Source organism: Streptomyces sp. bgisy159 (assembly GCF_965341775.1).
Taxonomy (GTDB): domain Bacteria; phylum Actinomycetota; class Actinomycetes; order Streptomycetales; family Streptomycetaceae; genus Streptomyces.
In genome coordinates this window covers 27,130-47,617 of the sequence record NZ_CBDQZH010000034.1, presented here as the reverse complement: position 1 = coordinate 47,617, position 20,488 = coordinate 27,130, and the positions used below count along the sequence as shown (strand labels likewise).

The following is a 20,488-nucleotide window of genomic DNA, read 5'->3' as shown; positions in this document are numbered from 1 at the left end:
GCACGGGCCTCGCCTGTTCCTCCCGTGAGTCGTCGAACATTCTCTCGTGCACCACTGACAACTCGCAGGCGTGGCTTGGCCGACTGGCTGGATTGGCGTGGTGGAACGGAGGGAGCGGACGGCTCGGGTGACCGGCCAGGAGACCGGGCCGGCGAGGTGCCGGAAGGGCTCAGGTCAGTTGGGAGGCTGCCCGTCGGAGGGGTCGGCGTGTGGCAGAGAATCGACGACGTAGGAGCCCTTGTGCGGCAGCGTCTCGATGAGCCCGCGCTCGCGGAGATCTCGCAGAGCGCGCCGGACGGTCCGGTCGGCGACGCCGTAGGTCTCAGCCAGCCGCGTGATGCTGGAGAGCGCCCCACCCGGCGGGATGCGTCCGGATCGGATCTCTTCTTCGATGGCGCGTGCAATGCGCTGCCACTCGTACTCGGCCATGACCTCAGCTTGGCGTGGCATACCAGTAGCCGCCTTGACGGGCCGTGGTGCACCAAGGGCGCCCATGGCGTACCGTGGTACATTGCGAAGGTGCCCCCGCGACCGTTGCAGCGGTCCGGGGGCGTGGCCAGCAACTCCGTGGAGGTTGATGACGGTGAGAATTATCCACGCGCTCTTGCGCCGACTCGCGGGAACAGTTGCGTCTGTGTCCGGCAGTCGGCGAGGAACGGCACCTCCTGCCCCTGATCGGGAGGTAACCCGGACCGCCGTTCCGCCGCTCCCCGTTCAGCGTCCGACCCACCGGCACGACATGCCTCTCGCCGAGTACGACCTGGCCCCGGTCCGTCTCTACGTCCTTCAGGCCGACCACGAGCGCGAGCAGGCATGGCTGCGCCGCCGACGGCTCGCCGCCGGGCTCGGGGCTGACCTCGCGGCGGTGGCCGGGTGAGCGAGCGGAGCGAAGGGGCGGGGACCGCTCCGCGGGAGCGGCGAGCGCCCGTCCGGATGTGTGTGCGCTGCGGTGTGGTCACCGATGCGCCGGTCGTCGTGTCCGAGGTGCACCAGAACTCCGGGCCCGGGTTCACGGTGTACGCCTGCCGGGAGTGCGCCCCGGGGTTCCCGCAGGTGCCGGACGTGCTCGCCTTCCTGCCGTCCGTCGTCGACGGCGGGGGTGAGGGGCGGTGAACGCGGGAGGCGCTGTGGACGCGTCCCGGTTGTCGGCCGAGTGCGTGGTCGCCCGGGAGGACGACGGCCTGCGGGAACTGCACGCCCGGTGCCGTCGGGCCGAGGACGTTCCCGTGCCGCACGGCCGGGGCCTGATCCTGGTCCACCGCTGCCCGTGCTCCTGCCATACGCAGGCCCCAGGAGGAGGTGCGATGAACCCGTCCTGATTGACCGGCGACGGACCGGCGACGGGCCAGCAGGACGGTAGCGGTCCCGTGGTGACCGCCCGCCCCTCCGTACCCCCGGGCCCGGGAGGGGCGGGCGGCCCCGGGAGTGTGAGTCCACCCCGGCCAGGCCGCCCGCGGGGCACGCCTCCTCGTAGGGTGGAGCCATGACGGAAACCCCCGCCCGGCGTCTGCTGCTCGTGCACGCGCACCCGGACGACGAGTCGATCAACAACGGCGCGACCATGGCCCGGTACGCCGCCGAGGGCGCCCAGGTGACCCTGGTCACCTGCACGCTCGGCGAACGCGGCGAGGTCATCCCGCCGGAGCTGCGCCACCTCACCGGCGCCGCCCTCGGACAGTTCCGCCGGGGCGAACTCGCCTCGGCGATGCGGGAACTGGGCGTCACCGACGTACGGCTGCTCGGCGGCGCGGGCCGGTACGGCGACTCGGGCATGATGGGCCTTCCGGACAACGAGGACCCGGCCTGCTTCTGGCAGGCCGACCTCGACGAGGCGGCCGGACACGTCGTCCAGGTGATCCTGGAGACCCGGCCCCAGGTCCTGATCACCTACGACGACAACGGCGGCTACGGCCACCCCGACCACATCCAGGCCCACCGCGTCGCCATGCGGGCCGTGGAACTGGCCGCCGAGGCGGGCTGGAGCGTCCCCAAGGTCTACTGGAACCGCGTCCCGCGCTCGGTCGCCGAGGACGCCTTCCGGCGGCTGGGGGAGGAACTGCCCGGGCTGCCCTTCGACAAGAGCGCCGCCGTCGCCGACGTACCCGGCGTCGTCGACGACGACCGGATCACCGCCGTGATCGACGGCTCCGCGCACGCCGCCGCCAAGGCCGCCGCCATGCGCGCGCACGCCACGCAGATCGAGGTCGCCCCCGACGCCCCGTACTTCGCGCTCTCCAACGAGCTCGCCCAGCCCCTCTTCACCACCGAGTACTACGAGCTGGTGCGCGGCGAGCGGCCGGAGCGACCGGAGTCCGACCTGTTCCAGGGGGTCGCGTGATGTCAGAGCGCGGATCGCTGCTCGCTCAGCCGCTGCGCGCCCCCTCCGCCGGGCGGTTCGCCGCCGGCGTGGGCCTCTTCCTGCTCGGTGCCGTCACCGGCGCGGCCGGCGCCCTCGTCCAGGCCGGCTGGTTCCCCGGGGGGCTGCTGCTCGCCCTCGCCGGCTCGGCCGGACTGTTCCTCGGCGGGGCCCGCGCGCTCGCCGGCCGGGCCGGGGCCGTCGCGCCCGCCGCCGGCTGGATGATCGCCGTCCTGCTGCTCACCGCGTCCCGCCCCGAGGGCGACTTCCTCTTCGGCGCCGGCGCCGGCTCCTATCTGTTCCTGCTCGGCGGCATGGCCCTCGCTGTGATCTGCGCCACCCTTGCCCCGGTGCGGCAACCACCGGGCGACGACGTCCGACTTGGCAAGTGACGTACCACTTCGCCAGGACGTGGGCGTGCGTATCCCGTGTGGGTTTCCCCGGCGGTCGTGGGATACGGGCGAGAAGTGGCCAGTATGGTGGACCGCGCCGCCGAGCATCCCCGTGCCGACGACTCCGGTCGAGGCTGGGTCACCCCCCCATGTGAGGTCGTGGCGGGCGGCGGAGCCAACATGGAGAACCTGCCTTGAGTCGTGAAACTGACAGTCCGTCCTCCGGGCCCAACGGGCGCGGCGGAGCCGCGTACCCGTCGGGCACGCCGCCGTACGGCACCCCCGTGGTGTCCGACGGCGACGCGGACGCGGGCCGTTCGGCCGCCCGGCCGGAGGAACGCAAGACCGAGACCACGCTGACGACCCGGATCCGTATCAACATCCCCGGTTCCCGGCCCATTCCGCCGGTCGTCGTGCGCAAGCCCGTCGGGGACGCCGAGGGGTCCGGCGACGACACCGGTACCCACACGCGTCCGGCAGGCGCGGCCGGGACGGCCGCCGGAGCCGCGACGGCCGGGACCGCCGGGACGACGGGCACGCCCGCCGCGGCTCCGGCGCCGGCCGAGAGCGCGCCCGCGGCCGAGGAGCGGACCAGCGACTGGTTCGCGCCCCGCAAGTCCGCGGCGAACAAGGGCGGTCAGGCCGGTGGCTCCACCAATGGCGCCGGGGTGCCGGGTGCTTCGGGCGGGTCCGCTTCCTCCGCCCCCTCCGCGCCCTCGACTTCGACCGGCCCGGGTGCGGCCGGAGCGCCGCGTCCCGCGTCCGGCGCCGGGCGGCCCGGTGGGGTCGTCGGCTCCATGTCCGTGCCGGGCGGCCCCGGTTCGGGCGGCCCCGGCGGCAAGGGCGGCTCCGGCCTGCCCGGCGGCGCCACCGGCGGCCCGGTGGCTCCCGGGCACGGCGGCGGCACCGGGTCCTTCGACGTCACCGAGGCGCTGAACGCCAGTTCCCGCCCCGGCACCGGCGGCGACCCGGCCCGCGACGACCTGCCGTACTTCTCCGAACCCGGCACGCGGCAGAACCCGGGCGGGCCCTCCGGCTACGGCCCCGACGGCCGCACCCCCGCCGGGTCGACCACCCCCGCCGGCCCGGCCGCCCCGACCGGTCCCGAGGGCTACGAGGACTTCGGCGGGTTCGACGGCCCCCGGAACTACGACGGCTCCCGGAACTACGACGACACCCGCGGCTTCGACGAGGCCCGGAACTTCGCCGGACCCCAGGACCCCCTCGGCGCCGGCCCCGGCGCGACGGGCGGCCCGGCCGGTCCCGGTGCCGCCGGTGGCCGCGACCCCCTCCACGACACCCTCGGCGGCCATGCCCCCCTCGGTGGCCCGGCCGGCCCCGCCGGACCCACCACCGGCCCGGTCACCGGCAAGGGCCCGATGGTGCCGCCGGTCCCGCCCGAGGCGCGGACCGGACACCCGGGCGGCCCCACCGCCCCGGCCGGCCCCGGCTCCCAGGGGCACGCTCCCGGAGGCCCGGGGAACGCCCCCGGAGGCCCAGGGCACGCCCCCGGAGGCCCCGGGAACACCCCGGGCGCCCCCGGAGCCGTTTCCGGCGGCCCCCGCCCCGGCGGCGGTCTGAGTGACGACACCGCGATCCTCACCCCGCAGCAGCCGGCCCCCGAACCCGGCCCGAACGGCGGCTTCCCCCGCCCGGACAACGTCTCCGGGCACACCGTGACCAGCGGCATCCCGGTCGTCCCCCCGAACGCCGCCCAGGGCGGCCCCTTCGGCGCCCCCGGCGCGCGCTCCGACGCCCCCGGCCCGCAGGCCGCGCCGAAGCCGTCCCAGCCCGGCGCCCAGAGCGCGGCCCCGGCGCAGGGCAAGAAGAAAAAGAAGGGCCGCAGCAAGCTGGTCCTGCTGGGCGGTGTCCTCGTCGTCGCCGGCGTCGGTGTCTACGGCGCCGGGCTGCTGATGAACCACTCCGACGTCCCCAAGGGCACCACGGTGCTCGGCGTCGACATCGGCGGCGGCACCCGCGACGACGCGGTGAAGAAGCTCGACCAGGCCTTCGAGGAGCGGGCCGGCCAGCCGCTGAAGCTGACCGTCGACGGCCGGACCGTCACGCTCCGGCCGGACCAGGCCGGCCTGCAGTTCGACATGCAGGCCACGGTCGACGCGGCCGCCAAGAGCGACTACAACCCCCTCTCGGTCGTCGGCTCGCTGTTCGGCCAGAAGCGCGTCGTCGAGCCCGCGATGCCGGTCGACGAGGAGAAGCTGCACGCGGCCCTGGAGGCCGCGGCCGGCGGTGCCGGATCGGCCGTGGACGGCACCATCAGGTTCGAGTCCGGCAAGGCCGTCGCCGTCTACGGCAAGGCGGGCAAGGGCATCGACGCCGCCCGGGCCGCCGACGCGGTCGAGGACGCCTACCGCAGCCAGGTGGCGAACGGCCCCGGCGCCGCGGTGCCGGTCCCCACCGCCGCCAAGCAGCCGACCGTCAGCAACGCCGAGGTCGACCGCATGATGAAGGAGTTCGCCGAGCCGGCGATGTCCGCCAAGGTCGTGGTCAAGACCGACGACGGCGTCCAGCGGATCGCCTTCAGCCCGGAGAAGTCCCTGTGGAAGTTCCTCCGGGTCAAGGCCGTCGACGGCAAGCTCGTGGAGAGCTACGACCAGGCCGCGCTCAAGGAGCTCTACGGCGGCGCCTTCGACGGCGTCCTGATCACCCGGGGCACCGGTCAGAAGACCCCCGTCACCGTGCAGGACGTCATCAGCGCCCTGCGCCCGGCCCTCAAGAGCACCACCGACCGGGTCGCGGTCGTCGACACCACCCCGAACTGACGCGGCTCCGACACCGACAGGGGACGCCCGGCCATCGCCGGGCGTCCCCCGCGTCGTGCGGCCGTCCCCCCGACGCCCACGGACGGGCACGGCGCCACGTCACGGCCACCGGATGACATCTGTCATACGGCAGTCAGGACCGCCGACACTGCCGGGCGGCCGCCCCCGGCGGCCAGGATCGTGCCATGACGACGACACCTGCGGTGGTCGCCTTCGACCAGGTGACCAAGAACTACGGGGAGGTACGGGCCGTCGACGGCCTGAGCCTCGCCCTCGACGCCGGGGAGACCGTGGCGCTGCTCGGCCCCAACGGCGCCGGCAAGTCCACCACCCTCGACCTGCTGCTCGGGCTGAAGACCCCCGACAGCGGCACGGCCCGGGTCTTCGGCGCCACCCCGCGGGAGGCCATCGCCGCCGGACGGGTCGGCGCCATGCTGCAGAGCGGCGGGCTGATGGACGAGGTCACCGTCGGTGAACTGGTCCGGCTCGCCTGCGACCTGCACCCGCGGCCCCACCGGCCGTCCGAGGTGCTCTCCCGGGCAGGCGTCGACCGGATAGCCGACCGCAAGGTCGACAAGCTCTCCGGCGGCCAGGTCCAGCGGGTGCGGTTCGCGCTCGCCACCGCCGGAGACAGCGACCTGATCGTCCTCGACGAGCCGACCACCGGCATGGACGTCACCACCCGGCAGGCCTTCTGGGCCACCATGCGGGAGCAGGCCGGCCAGGGCCGCACGGTCCTGTTCGCCACCCACTACCTGGAGGAGGCCGACGCCGTCGCCGACCGGGTGCTGGTGCTGCACCGCGGACGGCTGCTGGCCGACGGCACGGCCGCCGAGATCAAGGCGAGGGCCGGGTCGCGCCGCGTCTCCTTCGACCTGGAACCGGCCGCGATCGACCGGACCGCCCTGGGCGCGCTGCCGTTCCTGACGGGCCTCGACGTCAGCGGCCCCACCGTCCGCATCCGGTCGACGGACGCGGACGCCACCGTCCACGCCCTCTACGGCCTCGGCCTGTACCCCCGCAACCTGGAGGTCGCCGGACTCGGCCTGGAACAGGCCTTCGTGGCCATCACCGCGGCCGAGGAGGCCCGCACCCGATGACGAGTGTCCTCGCCTCCAGCGGCCTGATCCGGCTCGAACTCACCCGCGCCCTGCGCAACCGCAAGTTCCTGTTCTTCTCCGTGCTCTACCCGTCCGTGCTCTTCCTGCTGATCGCGAGCAGCGCCGACGGCGACGAGAAGATCGACGGCACGGGGCTCACCCTCCCCACCTACATGATGGTCTCCATGGCCTCCTTCGGGGCGCTCACCGCCGTCCTGATGGGCAACAGCGAGCGCATCGCGAAGGAGAGGGAGAGCGGCTGGGTACGCCAGCTGCGGCTGACCCCCCTGCCCGGCCACGGCTACGTGCTCGCCAAGACCGCCAGTGCCGCCGTGGTGAGCCTGCCGTCCATCGTGGTGGTCTTCGCCGTCGCCGCCGCGATGAAGGAGGTACGCCTGGACGCCTGGCAGTGGCTCGCGCTGACCGGCACGATCTGGGCGGGCAGCCTGGTGTTCGCCGCGCTCGGCGTGGCCATCGGGTACCTGGCGAGCGGCGACTCGGTCCGCCCCCTCACCATGATCATCTACTTCGGGCTGTCCATCCTGGGCGGCCTGTGGATGCCCACCACCAACTTCCCGGACTGGCTGCGGGAGACCGCCCGCTGGGTGCCCACCCACGCGTACGCTGCCCTGGGGCAGGCCGTCGAACAGGGCCGCGCCCCGCACCTCAGGGACATCGTCATCCTCGCCGTGTCCTTCGCCCTGTTCACGGGCGGCGCGGCCTGGCTGTACCGGAAGGACACGCTGAAGGCGTGAGCGGCATCGGCCTCGGGCAGCGCCCGCAGAACCGCAGGCAACAGGCCATGAAACTGCTGTGGACCGGCATCTGGCTGGCCTACATGCAGGCACCCGTCGACGACCTGCTGCACGGCGGCCACGCCACGGGCGTCCGGATCCTCGGCTGGATCGGCCTGGTGGCCTTCGTCACCTGGTACTTCCTCCTCATCTTCCGAGCCGGGCGCCGCGACGCCGTCGCCGCGGTCGGCGCCGCGCTCGGCGTCCTCGCCGCCCAGTCCACGATCCTCTCCCTCACCCTGGGCCGGGAGTGGATGGTGCTCTACGTGTACGTGGCGGTCGCCTCCGGGGCGGCCCTGCCGATGCGGTACGCCCGCTGGGTGCTCCCCGGGGTCTCCGCCCTGCTGACGGTGGTCTCGTTCGGCGTCCCCGGTGGCACCGAGTTCCTCGCCGGGCTGCTGCTGCCGGCCCTGCTGGGCGGCTTCTCCATGGCCGGCGTGCGGGAACTGATCCGCACCACGATCGAGTTGCGCGAGGCCCGCGCCACCGTCGCCCAGCTGGCCGCCAACGAGGAGCGGCTGCGCCTCGCCCGCGACCTGCACGACCTGCTCGGCCACTCCCTGTCCCTGATCACCCTCAAGAGCGAGCTGGCGGGCCGGATGCTGCCCGCCCACCCCGACAAGGCGGCCCAGCAGGTCGCCGACATCGAACAGGTCAGCCGGCAGGCCATGGTCGACGTCCGGGAGGCCGTCACCGGCTACCGGCGCCCCCGCATCGCCGCCGAACTGGCCGGCGCCAAGGTGGCCCTGACGGCCGCCGGCGTCACCGCCGAGATACCCGCCGAGCCCGACCTCGACGGCGTCCCCGAGGTCAGCGAGAGCGCCCTCGCCTGGGCGCTGCGCGAGGCCGTCACCAACGTCGTACGGCACAGCGGCGCCCGGCGCTGCACCGTCGACCTGGTGCGCCGCCAGAGCCTGGACGGTCCGCTCCTGGAACTCTGCGTCGAGGACGACGGCTCCGGCGGCTCCGGCGGCGGCCCCGGCAACGGCCTCACCGGGCTGACCGAGCGTCTGGAGAAGGCGGGCGGCACCCTGGAGGCGGGCTCCGCCCGGCCGGGCTTCCGCCTGGTCGCGCGGGTCCCCGCCGCCCCGGCGGCCCAGGCGGCGCACGTAGGATCCGGGGCATGACCCGCATGATCAAGGTCCTGCTGGCCGAGGACCAGTCGATGGTCCGCGAGGCGCTCGCCGCCCTGCTCGGCCTGGAGGACGACATCGAGGTGGTCGCCCAGGTCGCGCGCGGTGACGAGGTGTCCGCCGCCGCCCGGGAGAACGCCGTGGACGTCGCCCTGCTGGACATCGAGATGCCGGGCGCGACGGGCATCGAGGCGGCCGCCCGCCTGCACGCGGAACTCCCGGCGGTCAAGCTGGTCGTCCTCACCACCTTCGGCCGCCCCGGCTACCTGCGCAGCGCCATGGAGGCCGGTGCGGACGCCTTCCTCGTCAAGGACGCCCCGGCGGCCCGACTCGCCGACGCCATCCGCAAGGTGCTCGCCGGCGAGCGGGTCATCGACCCCACCCTCGCTGCGGCGGCCCTCGCGGAGGGCGCCAACCCCCTCACCGACCGCGAACGGGAGATCCTGCGCGCCGCGGCCGACGGCTCCACCAACGCCGACCTCGCCGCGACCCTGCACCTCTCCCAGGGCACGGTGCGCAACTACCTGTCCACGGCCATCCAGAAGCTGGCGGCGCGCAACCGCACGGAGGCGGTGCGGATAGCCAGGGAGAAGGGCTGGCTGTAGCCGCCGGTACGACCGCGGCCCCTCAGTTCAGCAGCGCGCGGGCGGCCTGCGCCTGGGCCCGGACCTTGTCCGCCAGGGCCTCGTCGACGACCTCCACCAGGTCCGCGTACTCCTCCATCTCCTCGGCGCCCTCGACGAAGTCGCCCCGCTGCACGAGCACCTGCCCCAGCTCGTAGCGCAGCCGGGCCGGATGCGACGGCACCAGCAGCGCCAGTTCCACCGCCCACAGCGCCACGTCGGCCCGCTCGGGGCGCGCCGAGGCCCAGGCGCGGACGTTGTTGAGAATCCGCAGCACGACCTCCAGCGGATCCGCCGGCGCCAGCATCGACCGGTCCAGCGGCACCCCGGTGGCCCCGACCACGAGGGTCTGCGCGTCCGAGTCGGTCAGCACCCGCCCCCCGTCGAACGGGTCGGCGAGCACCTGCTCGTCCGGGGGCCCGAACCCGACCACGAAGTGACCCGGCAGCGCGACGCCGTGCACCGGCGCCCCGGCCCGCCGCGCGACCTCCAGCCACACCACCGACAGCAGGATCGGCAGTCCGCGCCGCCGCCGCAGCACCTCGTGCAGCAGTGACGACTCCAGCCGCTCGTAGTCGCCGGTCGAGCCGTGGAAGCGGTACCGCTCCCCGAGCAGGTCCCGCAGCGCCACCGCCCAGGCGCGGGGCCCGCCCGGCCGGAACGGCAGCTCGCCGGCCAGCCGGTCCAGCTCCATCTGGGCGGCGTCCAGCCCGGCCTCGTCCAGCGCCCCGTCCGCCGTGGCGCCCACCAGCAGGCACAGCTCGGCCAGATCGGGCCGCTCGGACCGCGCCTCCTCGGCGAACCGCCGCCGCAGATCGGCCGAGCGCTCGGGCGAAGGGGGATAGGGAGGACGCCGCATGACAGGCCCGCGCCCTCTCACGCCGACCGGTCCGGGCCGGAACCGGATGCGGAAGCGGAAGCGGAAGCGGAAGCGAAACCCGAATCGAAAGCGGAGCCCGAACCGGATGCGGAGCCCGAACCGGAAGGAAATCCGGCCCCGGACTCGGACCCCGACCCGGACCTGGACCCGGAGCCAGGACCGGAACCCGAATCCTCCGGCGCCCGGTAGTAGTGGTACGCGTGATGCGCGGCGAAACCCATGCCGGCGTACAGCGCCCGCGCCCCCGCGTTCTCCGCCTCCACCTGCAGCCAGGCCGCCGACGCGCCCTCGTCGAGCGCCCGCCGGGCCAGCGCGGCCATGACGGCCGTGGCCAGGCCCTGCCGCCGCCGCGCGGGGTCCACCTCCACCGCGGCGAACCCGGCCCACCGGCCGTCCACCACGCACCGCCCGATCGCGGACGGCGCCCCGCCCCCGCCACCCGGCACGGACGCGAACCACACCGAAGGGCCGCCGGACAGTACCTGCAACGCCACCTCGCTCATCCCCTTGCGTCGGTACCGTGCGAGCCACATCTCGTCGGCCTCCCGCGCCGACACCACACCACCAGGCTCACCCCGGTCGGCCAGCGGCGCCAGTGCCCCGACCCACACTTCGGCGGTCACCTCCCGTATCCAGCCCCGCCGCTCCAGCTCCGCGCACAGCAGCTCCTGGGTGCCCTCGGCCCCGGTGGCCGCCTGTATGTAGGCGGGCAGCCCGCGCTCGTCGTACCACCGCCGTACGGCCGCCAGGGCGTCGTCGAGAGGCATGCCGGGGTCGCCCAGCGACAGCACGGAGTTGGCGCGCCGGGTGAAGCCCTCCCGCCGCCCGACGGCCACCCCCGCCGCACGCTCCACCGGCTGGACCGCGGCCCGCAGCCGCCAGTCGCCGAGCCGCTCGTTCTCCACCGGCGGCCACGCGCGCGTGGTGACCCGCGCCAGCTCCTCGTACGAGGCCGCGGGCCCCCGGCGCCGCGCCGGGGCGGCCGGCACCACCTTGCCCGCGACCAGCGCGGCCTCGTCGATCCGGACCGTCTCCCCGTCCCGGCGTGTGATCAGCAGCACACCGTTGTCCCATGATGTGAGAACACCCACCGTGTCGGTGAATTTCCCGCCTGTCGCGCCAGGCCCGCCGAACCGCCGGACGGAGACGCGTTTGCCCACGTCAGCAGCGGTGATACGGACCTCCAGGCGCCCGGCGGCCGAGATTTCCACTGGTCGGTTCACCCCTCCTGTTCGGATCATGCCCAGGAACGGAGATACTAGGGGCGGGCATCGACGACGCCGCGCTCCCGCGCGCCAGGCGGCGGGGCCTGTGGGAGGCCCGCCAGCGCCCTATCGAGGAGGAACGACAGCGTGACCTACGTCATCGCGCAGCCTTGTGTCGACGTCAAGGACAAGGCGTGCATCGAGGAGTGTCCGGTCGACTGCATCTACGAGGGCCAGCGGTCCTTGTACATCCACCCGGACGAATGCGTCGACTGCGGTGCCTGTGAGCCGGTCTGCCCGGTCGAGGCGATCTTCTACGAGGACGACACCCCGGAGGAGTGGAAGGACTACTACAAGGCGAACGTCGAGTTCTTCGACGAGCTCGGCTCCCCGGGCGGCGCCAGCAAGCTGGGGCTGATCGAGCGTGATCACCCGTTCGTGGCCGCTCTGCCGCCGCAGGGCGAGTAACCGCGCAAGCGGCCCGCACCACTGAGCCGCGCCGCCTCGGTCCCGTACGGCCGCGATCGCCCCGATCGTGAGCGCCGCACGGGACCGAGGCGTTTCGCCGTACCCGGGCGTACAAGAAAGTGAGCGAGATTCCCGTGTCCGCAGTCTCCGACCGTCTGCCCGCCTTCCCCTGGGACAAGCTGGAGCCCTACAAGAAGACCGCCGCCGCGCACCCGGACGGCATCGTCGACCTCTCCGTCGGCACACCGGTCGACCCGGTTCCGGAACTGGTCCAGAAGGCGCTGATCGACGCCGCCGACTCCCCGGGCTACCCCACGGTCTGGGGCACCCCGGCGCTGCGGGACGCGATCACGGGCTGGCTGGAGCGCCGTCTGGGCGCTCGCGGGGTCACCCACCGGCACGTCCTGCCGATCGTCGGCTCCAAGGAACTGGTGGCCTGGCTGCCCACCCAGCTGGGCCTCGGCCCCGGCGACCGGGTCGCCTACCCGCGGCTGGCCTACCCGACGTACGAGGTCGGGGCGCGGCTCGCCCGCGCGGACCACGAGGCGTACGACGACCCGACGCGGCTGGACCCGGCGGGCCTGAAGCTGCTCTGGCTGAACTCGCCCTCCAACCCGACCGGCCGGGTGCTGACCGCGGACGAGCTGCGCCGCACGGTCGCCTGGGCCCGCGAGCACGGGGTGCTGCTGTTCTCCGACGAGTGCTACATCGAGCTGGGCTGGGAGGCCGACCCGCTGTCGGTGCTGCACCCGGACATCAACGGCGGCTCCCACGAGGGCATCGTCTCGGTCCACTCGCTGTCGAAGCGGTCCAACCTGGCCGGCTATCGGGCGGCCTTCCTGGCCGGCGACCCGGCGGTGCTGGGTCCGCTGCTGGAGATCCGCAAGCACGGCGGCATGATGACCTCCGCCCCGACCCAGGCGGCCGTGGTCGCCGCGCTCGGCGACGACAGCCACGTCCACGAGCAGCGCGAACGCTACGCCGCCCGCCGCACGGTCCTGCGCGAGGCCCTGCTCGGCCACGGCTTCCGCATCGAGCACAGCGAGGCCAGCCTGTACCTGTGGGCCACCCGGGACGAGTCCTGCTGGGACACCGTGGCCCACCTCGCGGCACGGGGCGTCCTCGTGGCCCCCGGCGACTTCTACGGCGCGGCGGGCGAGAACTTCGTCCGCGTGGCCCTCACGGCGACGGACGAGCGCGTGGCGGCGGCGGCCCGGCGCCTGGCATAGCGCACGAACTCAGCGCGCCGCCGGGCACGGTGCGGGTAAGACGCGGTGCGGGTGCGCCGCCGGGCACAGCGCGGGCACGCCGCGGCGCGGGGCACGGTGCGGGTACGACGCGCCGCCGGGCGCGGTGCGGGTACGACGCGGCGACGGGGCCCGGGGGAAGGATCCCGGGCCCCGTCGCCGTACGTGTCGCGGACTAGCCGAGCGGCAGGCTCTTCACCGGCAGGGTCTGGGCGCCCGGCAGCCCGCCACCCTGGGTGAGCGAGTCCGTCGGCAGGCCGCCCTTGGTCGCGGTGCCGGTGGCGTCCCCGAGGAGGTCGCCCGCGGACCCGGCCGCCTCACCGGCCGCCTTCTGCGCCGCCGGCGCGGCCTTCTTCACGGCCTTGCCGCCGGTCTTGCCCGACTGCTGCACGGCCTTGCCGCCGGCGTCGGTCGCGAGCCCCGTGGTGCTCTGGGTGGCCCCGTCGAGGGTGGTGCCGACGCTCGCCGCGTCCAGCGAGGTCAGCCCGCCGACGTTCGGGGCGGCGGGCAGTTCGGGGGCCGCGCTGGCGGAGCCGGCCGCACCGACCCCGGCAGCCGCTCCGGCAGCGACGAGCAGCGCGGCACGGGCGATCCGGCGGGTCAGGGGGAGGGACATGTTGCTCCTTGACGGGAGAGGTTGTGGAACACGTGCGCCGTGACTACCGCTCGACTCCCCGTGAAGTTGCGCATGCCCAACGTAAAGAGTTGGTAATGCGTCGCATTATCAGCTACGGATAAAAACGGACAAAGGTCGTTCCTCGGAAACCGCCGGGAAAGCCGTGCAGCCCTTTGTTCCCAAGGGCTTCGCGGGAAAGGCGGCAACCGTCGGAAAACCCGGGAGCACGGCGGTGCGGGCACCCTCCGCACAACCCCTGCGGGGGAAGGGCCGCACTACTGCGCGGTGACCACTCGAACGTCGCTCGCCGCGCCGGCCTCGCTGGACCGGTCCGGCCCGGTGGACCGCCACCGGCTGTCCGTGTTCCCGGCGACCCACTCCCGCCCGGCGTACGACACCCGCTCGATGCGAAGCTTCGAGGCGTTGGCCACCGCCCAGTGCGCCAGCTGCCAGCCGCGTTCCCGGGTACCGCGCCCGTCGGTCCCGGTACCGGCCGGAACCGGCAGGGTCACGGTCCGCCCGCCGCTGCTCGCGGCCGGACCGCGTGCGGTCCCCTCGGCCGGGTTCTCCCGCGCCGCCCCGACCTGCGCGCCCGCCTCCTGCAGCACCGCGCGCCCGAAGTCCCGCACCAGCGCGTCCCGCACCGCCTGCGGCCCGGTGGCCACCGTGCCCACCGAGGGCCGGCCACCGCAGGTCAGCGTGGCCGCCGACCGCCCGGTGAGCGCGGCCGCGAGCAGTGTGGCGTCCGGTTCGTGCTTGGCGTACGCGTCCGGGAACCCGCTGCGCTGCACCCGCTGCGCGGCCACCGTGAGCGGCAGCCCGGTGTAGTCGGGGACCTTCGCCAGGTGTTCGTAGAAGACGTTCGCCGCGTACGACGGGTCCATCACCTGCCGTTCGGTGCCCCAGCCCTGCGAGGGCCGCTGCTGGAACAGACCGAGGGAGTCGCGGTCGCCGTAGGAGATGTTGCGCAGCCCGGACTCCTGCAGCGCGGTCGCGAGCGCGATGGTCACGGCCCGCTCGGGCATGCCCCGGTTGGTGCCGACGGCGGCGATCGTCGCCGCGTTCACCGCCTGCTCCGGCGAGAACTCGTACGACGCCCCCTTCCCGTCGGCCGAGAAGACCCTGCACCCCGGGTCGCCGGCGCCCGCGGTGACGTACTGCACCACGAGATAGCCCGCGACGGCGAGCAGGACCACGAGACCCGCCCCGAAACGCAGGGGGCGGCGACGACGCTTGGCGGAGGGGGACGGCGCTGGCACGGGTACAAGGTACTGGAGAGTACGGAGCCGCAGGAGGCCCGTGTGAAAGCCTGTTTGAAAACGGGCGCTCGCGCTCGGCCGTCACCCACCGGGTTAGGGTCGACGCCATGGCCGACACCTCGCTTGACCTCACGCTGGACGCCGCCGCCCTCACCGCGCGGCTCGTCGACTTCCCCTCGGAGAGCGGCAGCGAGAAGCCGCTCGCGGACGCCGTCGAGGCCGCCCTGCGCGCCCTGCCGCACCTCACGGTCGACCGGTACGGCAACAACGTGGTGGCACGCACCGGCCTCGGACGGGCGGAACGCGTGATCCTGGCCGGCCACATCGACACCGTCCCCATCGCGGACAACGTCCCCTCCCGGCTGGACGCGGACGGCGTGCTGTGGGGCTGCGGCACCTGTGACATGAAGTCCGGCGTCGCCGTGCAACTGCGCATCGCCGCCACCGTCCCCGCCCCCAACCGCGACCTCACCTTCGTCTTCTACGACAACGAGGAGGTCGCCGCCGAGCTGAACGGCCTGCGGCACGTCGCCGAGGCCCACCCCGACTGGCTGACCGGCGACTTCGCGGTCCTGCTGGAACCCTCCGACGGCCAGGTGGAGGGCGGCTGCCAGGGCACGCTGCGGGTGCTGCTGCGGACGAAGGGCGAGCGCGCCCACTCCGCCCGGAGCTGGATGGGCTCCAACGCCATCCACGCCGCCGCCCCCATCCTCGCCCGCCTCGCCGCCTACGAGCCCCGCAACCCGGTCATCGACGGCCTGCAGTACCGGGAAGGCCTCAACGCCGTGCGCGTCTCGGGCGGCGTGGCCGGCAACGTCATCCCGGACGACTGCGTCGTCACCGTCAACTTCCGCTACGCGCCCGACCGCACCGAGCAGGAGGCCGTCGACCACGTCCGCGAGGTGTTCGCGGACTGCGGGGTCGACGAGTTCGTGGTCGACGACCACAGCGGCGGCGCCCTGCCCGGCCTCTCCCACCCGGCCGCGGCCGCGTTCATCGAGGCGGTCGGCGGCACCCCCCAGCCCAAGTACGGCTGGACCGACGTCTCCCGCTTCGCCGCCCTCGGCATCCCCGCCGTCAACTACGGCCCCGGCAACCCGCACCTGGCGCACCGCCGCGACGAACGGGTCGAGACCGCCAAGATCCTGGCCGCCGAGGAGCGCCTGCGCGACTGGCTCACCGCCTGAGCCGCTCCCGGCGATCTTCGCGCCCGGTGCCGCTGAACGGCGGACACGCCGAAGTCCCCCGCCCGTAACCAGCGGCGATCTACGCTGATGCGGAAAACAGGCAAGCGGAGGGAGCGCACATGGCGACCGGCAACCCCGAGGGGACGCAGGAGCGGCAGCCGGAGGAACAGCGCCTGGGACCGGTGCTCCGACGCCGCGGTCAGATCCAGACGAGCACCACCGACCAGCGCCTCCTCGACGTGGGAGGACCCTCCGACTGGGTGCACACCGACCCGTGGCGGGTCCTGCGCATCCAGTCGGAATTCATCGAGGGCTTCGGCACCCTCGCCGAACTCCCGCCCGCGATCAGCGTGTTCGGCTCGGCCCGCACCCCGGTGGACTCCCCGGACTACGACGCCGGCGTGCGCCTCGGCCGGGGCCTGGTCGAGGCAGGGTGGGCCGTGATCACGGGCGGCGGGCCCGGCGCGATGGAGGCGGCCAACAAGGGCGCCTGCGAGGCGGGCGGCACCTCCGTCGGCCTCGGCATCGAGCTGCCCTTCGAGCAGGGGCTGAACCCCTATGTCGACATCGGGCTCAACTTCCGCTACTTCTTCGTCAGAAAAATGATGTTCGTGAAGTACGCCCAGGGGTTCGTCGTCCTGCCCGGCGGCCTCGGCACCCTCGACGAACTCTTCGAGGCGCTCACCCTCGTCCAGACCCGCAAGGTCACCCGGTTCCCCATCGTCCTGTTCGGCACCGCCTACTGGGGCGGCCTGGTGGACTGGCTGCGGAACACACTGGTGGCCCAGGGCAAGGCGACGGAGAAGGACCTGCTGCTGTTCCACGTGACCGACGACGTGCAGGAGGCGGTGGCCCTGGTGTCGAAGGAGGCCGCGCGCTGAGGCGACCGATCGGGGGGCTCCGCGTCGCGGCGGAGCCCCGCGCCGGGCGGCACGGACCTACGCCAGCCCCCGGCGCGCGACCGCCGGCTCCCGCCGGCCCGCGATCGTCGCCACCATGTCCAGCACCTGCCGGGTCTCCGCCACCTCGTGCACCCGGTACACCTGCGCCCCGAGCCACGCCGAGACCGCCGTCGTCGCCAGCGTCCCGATCAGCCGCTCCTTGACCGGCCGGTCCAGGGTCTCCCCGACGAAGTCCTTGTTGGACAGCGAGACCAGCACCGGCCAGCCCGTCTCCACCATCTTCCCGAGCCGTCGCGTCGCCTCCAGGCTGTGCCGGGTGTTCTTCCCGAAGTCGTGCCCCGGGTCGATGAGCACCGACTCGCGGGGCACCCCGAGCGCCACCGCCCGCTCCGCCAGGCCCACGGTCACCCGCAGGATGTCGGCCATCACGTCGTCGTAGGTCACGCGGTGCGGGCGGGTACGGGGCTGCGAACCCCCCGCGTGCGTGCACACCAGCCCCACCCCGTACCGCGCCGCGACCTCCGCCAGCCCCGGGTCCACCCCGCCCCAGGCGTCGTTGAGCAGATCCGCCCCGGCCTCGCACACCGCCGCCCCGACCTCCGCGCGCCAGGTGTCCACGCTGATCACCACCTCGGGGAACCGCCGCCGCACCTCCGCCACGAACCCGACCGTGCGCCGCGCCTCCTCCTCGGCGGTGACCTCCTCACCCGGTCCCGCCTTCACCCCGCCGACGTCGATGATCGCCGCGCCCTCGGCCACCGCCTGCTCCACGCGCGCGAGAGCCGGTTCGTCACGGAAGGTGGCGCCCTGGTCGTAGAAGGAGTCCGGGGTCCGGTTGACGATCGCCATGATCACCGGCTCGTGCTCGCCGAATTCCCGCCTGCCCAGCCTGAGCATCCCCTGTGACCTCTCCCTGTGCCGTCCCGACAACCACCGCCTGCGACCCTAACGGTCACACCCGCATGGCACGATCGGAGCCTGACACATCCGACTTCGCGCACACCGAGCCTGGGGACCCGCCGATGGTTATGTTCTTCTTCCTGGTCGTGGCGCTCGCCGTCGTCGTCGCCGCGGTCACGCTCGCCGTGGTCGGCGGCGGCGAGGGCACCGGCCCGCTGCCGGAGGCCGAACCCCAGCGGCTGCACGACCCGCTGCCCGACGACCGTCCGGTCACCGGCGCAGACATCGACTCCCTGCGCTTCCCGCTCGCCGCCCGCGGCTACCGCATGGCGGACGTCGACGACGCCCTCGACCGCCTCTCCGCCGAACTGGCCGAGCGGGACGCGCGCATCGCCGACCTGGAGGCCGCGCTGTCCGGCGCCCGGACCCAGGGACCGCACCCCCCGCACCTCTCCATGGAGAAGCCCGACCAGGAGGACTCCCGGTGACGACCGACGGCACCGCCCTGACCGGCCCGGACGGCGCCCCGCGCTGCCCCTGGGCCCTGTCCACGCCGGACTACGTGGCGTACCACGACCAGGAATGGGGCCGGCCGGTCCACGGCGACGACGCCCTCTTCGAACGCCTCAGCCTGGAGGCCTTCCAGTCCGGCCTGTCCTGGATCACCATCCTGCGCCGCCGCCCCGGCTTCCGCGCCGCCTTCGCCGGCTTCCGGATCGCCTCCGTGGCCGGCTTCACGGACGAGGACCGCGCGCGTCTCCTCACCGACGAGCGCATCATCCGCAACCGCGCCAAGATCGACGCCACCCTCGCCAACGCGCGCGTGCTGGCGGACTGGGCCCCGGGCGACCTCGACGAGCTGATCTGGTCCCACGCCCCGGACCCAGCCCTCCGCCCGGTCCCCAAGTCCCTGGCCGACGTCCCCGCGATCACCCCGGAGTCGACGGCCCTGTCCAAGGCGCTGAAGCAGCGGGGGCTGCGCTTCGTCGGCCCGACGACGGCGTACGCCCTGATGCAGGCGTGCGGACTGGTCGACGACCACCTGGCGACCTGCGTGGCCCGGGGCGCCGCCGTCTAGCGACGCGCGGTGCGGGAAGAACGCCCGCACCGGACCCGGGGACCCCGTCGCCTACCGGCCCAGGTACTTCGGGCGTTCCTTGTTCACGAAGGCCTGCACCGCGATCTGGTGATCCTCGGACTGCCCGGCGCGGGTCTGCAGCTCGTCCTCCTTCTCCAGCGTCTCGGCGAGGGAGTGCGTCAGCCCGAAGGCCACCGCCTCCTTCAGCGCCGCGTACGCCACGGTCGGACCCGCGGCGAGCCCCCGGGCCACCTTCTCCGCCTCGGCCCGCAGCTCCGCCGAGGCGACGACCCGGTTGGCGATGCCGAGCTCGTACGCCTCCTGCGCCTTGACCGTGCGCGGGAAGAGCAGCAGGTCGGTCGCCCGGGACGGCCCGATCACCCGCGGCAGGGTCCAGGAGACCCCGGAGTCGGCGGTGAGCGCCACGCCCGCGAACGACGTGTTGAAGCTCGCCGTGTCGGCCACGATCCGGTAGTCCGCGGCGAGGGCGAAGCCGAACCCGGCGCCGGCCGCCACCCCGTTCACGGCCGCGACCACCGGCTTCGGCGCTTCAACCAGCGCCCGCACGATCGGGTTGTAGTGCTCGCGCACCGTGCTCATCGTCTGCCCCGACCCCGTCTCCCGGTCGGCCGCGAGCAGCCCGATGTGCTCCTTCAGGTCCTGGCCCACGCAGAACGCCCGGTCCCCGGCCGCCGTCAGCAGCACGGCCCGTACGGCGTCGTCGTCCGCGGCGGCACGCGCGGCGTCACGCAGAGCGACCTTGGTCGCGACGTCCAGCGCGTTCATCGCCTCGGGGCGGTTCAGGGTGATCGTGGCGAGTCCGTCGCTCACCTCGTAGAGCACGGTGTCGGCCATGGGTGTCCCCTCCAGGTCGCGGCACTGACGTACCGCTCAGTACGTCGTTGTCTGCAGGACAGCATGACGGAGATCGCGGCCCGGGCGCCGGACCGGCCGTGTGAGCTGCGTCAAAGAATCCGGGCCGATTCCCGGACGGCGTCCCTCCGTGAGGGCGCGCAGTATCGCAGCCACATCGCCGAATTGAGTGGTTTTGCTCGCGTGCGTTGCCCAAGCGATGCGGACTGATGTTGGTCATCGGGTCCTGAGATGCGGGATAATGGCTGGGAAGCAATGTGTTCGATGCCGGTGTCGCGTGTCCCCAGCCCTCCGGGCGCCAGGACCGCGCATGCCCTTCAGGGGCCGTCGGCTTTGACGATGAGCTGGTTTCAGGAAGGGGAACGAGCATGGCGGCCATGAAGCCGCGGACGGGCGACGGCCCGCTCGAGGTGACCAAGGAGGGGCGGGGCATCGTCATGCGCGTTCCGCTCGAAGGCGGCGGTCGGCTCGTCGTCGAGCTGACTCCGGACGAGGCCGACGCCCTCGGCGACGCCCTCAAGAAAGTCGTCGGCTGACGCGCCAGCGACCATACCCTTTCAACCGCCCCGGCATCACATCAGGTGCCGGGGCGGTTGTTTTGCCCGGCGGACCCGTGTGATCGGCAGTGTCGCCCCGTCGCCCCGCAACCCCGTCGCCCCGCAACCTCGTCGCCCCGTGCTTCGCCGCCCGGGTCC

General features: G+C 73.7%; 22 protein-coding genes and 1 pseudogene. 16 read left to right on the top strand and 7 right to left on the bottom strand.

All coding sequences use genetic code 11. The annotated features are described in order from the left end of the window. Positions 1-174 precede the first annotated feature (174 nt). Positions 175-429: a winged helix-turn-helix domain-containing protein gene (locus tag ACSLTV_RS26840; RefSeq protein ID WP_432138708.1), complete on the bottom strand. Its 255-nt coding sequence runs from the start codon at positions 427-429 to the stop codon at positions 175-177. 310 nt (positions 430-739) lie between these two features. Between ACSLTV_RS26840 and ACSLTV_RS26835 the strand changes: the two genes are divergently transcribed. The 9 genes from ACSLTV_RS26835 (at position 740) to ACSLTV_RS26795 (ending at position 9,160) form a co-directional block, all read left to right on the top strand. Next, positions 740-877, top strand: a complete 138-nt coding sequence (locus tag ACSLTV_RS26835; protein WP_435613023.1) for a hypothetical protein — start codon at positions 740-742, stop codon at positions 875-877. Between the two features lie 74 nt (positions 878-951). Then, positions 952-1,113 carry a hypothetical protein gene (locus tag ACSLTV_RS26830; RefSeq protein ID WP_432138710.1) on the top strand — a complete coding sequence of 54 codons (162 nt, stop codon included), beginning with the start codon at positions 952-954 and terminating at the stop codon, positions 1,111-1,113. Positions 1,114-1,483: 370 nt separating this feature from the next. Continuing rightward, a complete protein-coding gene (mshB, locus tag ACSLTV_RS26825) occupies positions 1,484-2,338 on the top strand; it encodes an N-acetyl-1-D-myo-inositol-2-amino-2-deoxy-alpha-D-glucopyranoside deacetylase (protein ID WP_435613022.1) in 855 nt (284 codons plus the stop codon). Then, positions 2,338-2,748 (top strand): DUF6113 family protein, encoded by a 411-nt coding sequence (locus ACSLTV_RS26820; protein ID WP_432138712.1) that lies wholly within the window; start codon positions 2,338-2,340, stop codon positions 2,746-2,748. Before mshB ends, ACSLTV_RS26820 begins: the two co-directional genes overlap by 1 nt. Before the next feature lie 194 nt (positions 2,749-2,942). Further along, complete coding sequence (locus ACSLTV_RS26815) at positions 2,943-5,528, top strand: hypothetical protein (RefSeq protein ID WP_435613021.1); 2,586 nt, start codon at positions 2,943-2,945, stop codon at positions 5,526-5,528. Between the two features lie 185 nt (positions 5,529-5,713). Continuing rightward, entirely contained in the window at positions 5,714-6,628 is a 915-nt protein-coding gene (locus tag ACSLTV_RS26810; RefSeq protein ID WP_432138714.1) for an ABC transporter ATP-binding protein, read from the top strand. Next, entirely contained in the window at positions 6,625-7,383 is a 759-nt protein-coding gene (locus ACSLTV_RS26805; protein WP_432138715.1) for an ABC transporter permease, read from the top strand. The genes ACSLTV_RS26810 and ACSLTV_RS26805 overlap by 4 nt, the downstream gene beginning before the upstream one ends. Then, positions 7,380-8,549, top strand: coding sequence for a sensor histidine kinase (locus tag ACSLTV_RS26800; protein WP_432138716.1), 1,170 nt, complete (start codon positions 7,380-7,382; stop codon positions 8,547-8,549). Before ACSLTV_RS26805 ends, ACSLTV_RS26800 begins: the two co-directional genes overlap by 4 nt. Continuing rightward, on the top strand, positions 8,546-9,160 hold the full coding sequence (locus ACSLTV_RS26795) for a response regulator transcription factor (protein ID WP_432138717.1): 615 nt from the start codon (positions 8,546-8,548) through the stop codon (positions 9,158-9,160). Before ACSLTV_RS26800 ends, ACSLTV_RS26795 begins: the two co-directional genes overlap by 4 nt. A 22-nt stretch (positions 9,161-9,182) precedes the next feature. Here ACSLTV_RS26795 and ACSLTV_RS26790 read toward each other — a convergent pair whose 3' ends face one another. Both ACSLTV_RS26790 and ACSLTV_RS26785 read right to left on the bottom strand, forming a co-directional pair. Further along, positions 9,183-10,037, bottom strand: coding sequence for a transglutaminase family protein (locus tag ACSLTV_RS26790; protein ID WP_432138718.1), 855 nt, complete (start codon positions 10,035-10,037; stop codon positions 9,183-9,185). A 182-nt stretch (positions 10,038-10,219) separates the two neighbouring features. Next, positions 10,220-11,269, bottom strand: a pseudogene (locus ACSLTV_RS26785) (GNAT family N-acetyltransferase); the annotation flags it as partial. Positions 11,270-11,410: 141 nt separating this feature from the next. Between ACSLTV_RS26785 and fdxA the strand changes: the two are divergent. Together fdxA and ACSLTV_RS26775 are read left to right on the top strand one after the other, a co-directional pair. After that, a complete protein-coding gene (gene fdxA / locus ACSLTV_RS26780; protein ID WP_030746389.1) occupies positions 11,411-11,731 on the top strand; it encodes a ferredoxin in 321 nt (106 codons plus the stop codon). A 134-nt stretch (positions 11,732-11,865) separates the two neighbouring features. Further along, entirely contained in the window at positions 11,866-12,960 is a 1,095-nt protein-coding gene (locus ACSLTV_RS26775; RefSeq protein WP_435613020.1) for a bifunctional succinyldiaminopimelate transaminase/glutamate-prephenate aminotransferase, read from the top strand. Between the two features lie 193 nt (positions 12,961-13,153). Here the strand turns inward: ACSLTV_RS26775 and ACSLTV_RS26770 are convergent, their stop codons facing one another. Together ACSLTV_RS26770 and ACSLTV_RS26765 are read right to left on the bottom strand one after the other, a co-directional pair. Further along, positions 13,154-13,594: an ATP-binding protein gene (locus ACSLTV_RS26770; RefSeq protein WP_432138720.1), complete on the bottom strand. Its 441-nt coding sequence runs from the start codon at positions 13,592-13,594 to the stop codon at positions 13,154-13,156. Between the two features lie 275 nt (positions 13,595-13,869). Further along, positions 13,870-14,853 (bottom strand): heavy metal transporter, encoded by a 984-nt coding sequence (locus tag ACSLTV_RS26765; RefSeq protein WP_432138721.1) that lies wholly within the window; start codon positions 14,851-14,853, stop codon positions 13,870-13,872. Between the two features lie 107 nt (positions 14,854-14,960). Between ACSLTV_RS26765 and dapE the strand changes: the two genes are divergently transcribed. Next, positions 14,961-16,040 carry a succinyl-diaminopimelate desuccinylase gene (gene dapE, locus ACSLTV_RS26760; protein WP_432138722.1) on the top strand — a complete coding sequence of 360 codons (1,080 nt, stop codon included), beginning with the start codon at positions 14,961-14,963 and terminating at the stop codon, positions 16,038-16,040. A 119-nt stretch (positions 16,041-16,159) separates the two neighbouring features. Then, positions 16,160-16,921 (top strand): TIGR00730 family Rossman fold protein, encoded by a 762-nt coding sequence (locus tag ACSLTV_RS26755; protein ID WP_432138723.1) that lies wholly within the window; start codon positions 16,160-16,162, stop codon positions 16,919-16,921. Between the two features lie 57 nt (positions 16,922-16,978). Here ACSLTV_RS26755 and folP read toward each other — a convergent pair whose 3' ends face one another. Then, positions 16,979-17,839, bottom strand: a complete 861-nt coding sequence (folP, locus tag ACSLTV_RS26750; protein WP_435613019.1) for a dihydropteroate synthase — start codon at positions 17,837-17,839, stop codon at positions 16,979-16,981. 131 nt (positions 17,840-17,970) lie between these two features. Between folP and ACSLTV_RS26745 the strand changes: the two genes are divergently transcribed. Continuing rightward, entirely contained in the window at positions 17,971-18,330 is a 360-nt protein-coding gene (locus ACSLTV_RS26745) for a DivIVA domain-containing protein (protein WP_432138745.1), read from the top strand. After that, positions 18,327-18,920 carry a DNA-3-methyladenine glycosylase I gene (locus ACSLTV_RS26740; RefSeq protein WP_432138725.1) on the top strand — a complete coding sequence of 198 codons (594 nt, stop codon included), beginning with the start codon at positions 18,327-18,329 and terminating at the stop codon, positions 18,918-18,920. The genes ACSLTV_RS26745 and ACSLTV_RS26740 overlap by 4 nt, the downstream gene beginning before the upstream one ends. A gap of 51 nt (positions 18,921-18,971) precedes the next feature. On the opposite strand, the gene ACSLTV_RS26735 is transcribed toward ACSLTV_RS26740, so the two are convergent. After that, a complete protein-coding gene (locus ACSLTV_RS26735; RefSeq protein WP_432157678.1) occupies positions 18,972-19,775 on the bottom strand; it encodes an enoyl-CoA hydratase/isomerase family protein in 804 nt (267 codons plus the stop codon). Positions 19,776-20,161: 386 nt separating this feature from the next. Here ACSLTV_RS26735 and ACSLTV_RS26730 point away from each other — a divergent pair, with 386 nt between their 5' ends. Next, positions 20,162-20,329, top strand: a complete 168-nt coding sequence (locus ACSLTV_RS26730; RefSeq protein ID WP_003966491.1) for a DUF3117 domain-containing protein — start codon at positions 20,162-20,164, stop codon at positions 20,327-20,329. The last annotated feature ends 159 nt before the right edge of the window (positions 20,330-20,488 follow it).

Excerpts from the sequence above, each read along its gene's own strand:
- ACSLTV_RS26840 (WP_432138708.1), bottom strand. The coding sequence starts at position 429 with ATGGCCGAGTACGAGTGGCAGCGCATTGCACGCGCCATCGAAGAAGAG.
- ACSLTV_RS26835 (WP_435613023.1), top strand. The coding sequence starts at position 740 with ATGCCTCTCGCCGAGTACGACCTGGCCCCGGTCCGTCTCTACGTCCTT.
- mshB (WP_435613022.1), top strand. The coding sequence starts at position 1,484 with ATGACGGAAACCCCCGCCCGGCGTCTGCTGCTCGTGCACGCGCACCCG.
- ACSLTV_RS26820 (WP_432138712.1), top strand. The coding sequence starts at position 2,338 with ATGTCAGAGCGCGGATCGCTGCTCGCTCAGCCGCTGCGCGCCCCCTCC.
- ACSLTV_RS26810 (WP_432138714.1), top strand. The coding sequence starts at position 5,714 with ATGACGACGACACCTGCGGTGGTCGCCTTCGACCAGGTGACCAAGAAC.
- ACSLTV_RS26805 (WP_432138715.1), top strand. The coding sequence starts at position 6,625 with ATGACGAGTGTCCTCGCCTCCAGCGGCCTGATCCGGCTCGAACTCACC.
- ACSLTV_RS26795 (WP_432138717.1), top strand. The coding sequence starts at position 8,546 with ATGACCCGCATGATCAAGGTCCTGCTGGCCGAGGACCAGTCGATGGTC.
- ACSLTV_RS26790 (WP_432138718.1), bottom strand. The coding sequence starts at position 10,037 with ATGCGGCGTCCTCCCTATCCCCCTTCGCCCGAGCGCTCGGCCGATCTG.
- ACSLTV_RS26770 (WP_432138720.1), bottom strand. The coding sequence starts at position 13,594 with ATGTCCCTCCCCCTGACCCGCCGGATCGCCCGTGCCGCGCTGCTCGTC.
- dapE (WP_432138722.1), top strand. The coding sequence starts at position 14,961 with ATGGCCGACACCTCGCTTGACCTCACGCTGGACGCCGCCGCCCTCACC.
- ACSLTV_RS26755 (WP_432138723.1), top strand. The coding sequence starts at position 16,160 with ATGGCGACCGGCAACCCCGAGGGGACGCAGGAGCGGCAGCCGGAGGAA.
- folP (WP_435613019.1), bottom strand. The coding sequence starts at position 17,839 with ATGCTCAGGCTGGGCAGGCGGGAATTCGGCGAGCACGAGCCGGTGATC.
- ACSLTV_RS26745 (WP_432138745.1), top strand. The coding sequence starts at position 17,971 with ATGTTCTTCTTCCTGGTCGTGGCGCTCGCCGTCGTCGTCGCCGCGGTC.
- ACSLTV_RS26735 (WP_432157678.1), bottom strand. The coding sequence starts at position 19,775 with ATGGCCGACACCGTGCTCTACGAGGTGAGCGACGGACTCGCCACGATC.
- ACSLTV_RS26730 (WP_003966491.1), top strand. The coding sequence starts at position 20,162 with ATGGCGGCCATGAAGCCGCGGACGGGCGACGGCCCGCTCGAGGTGACC.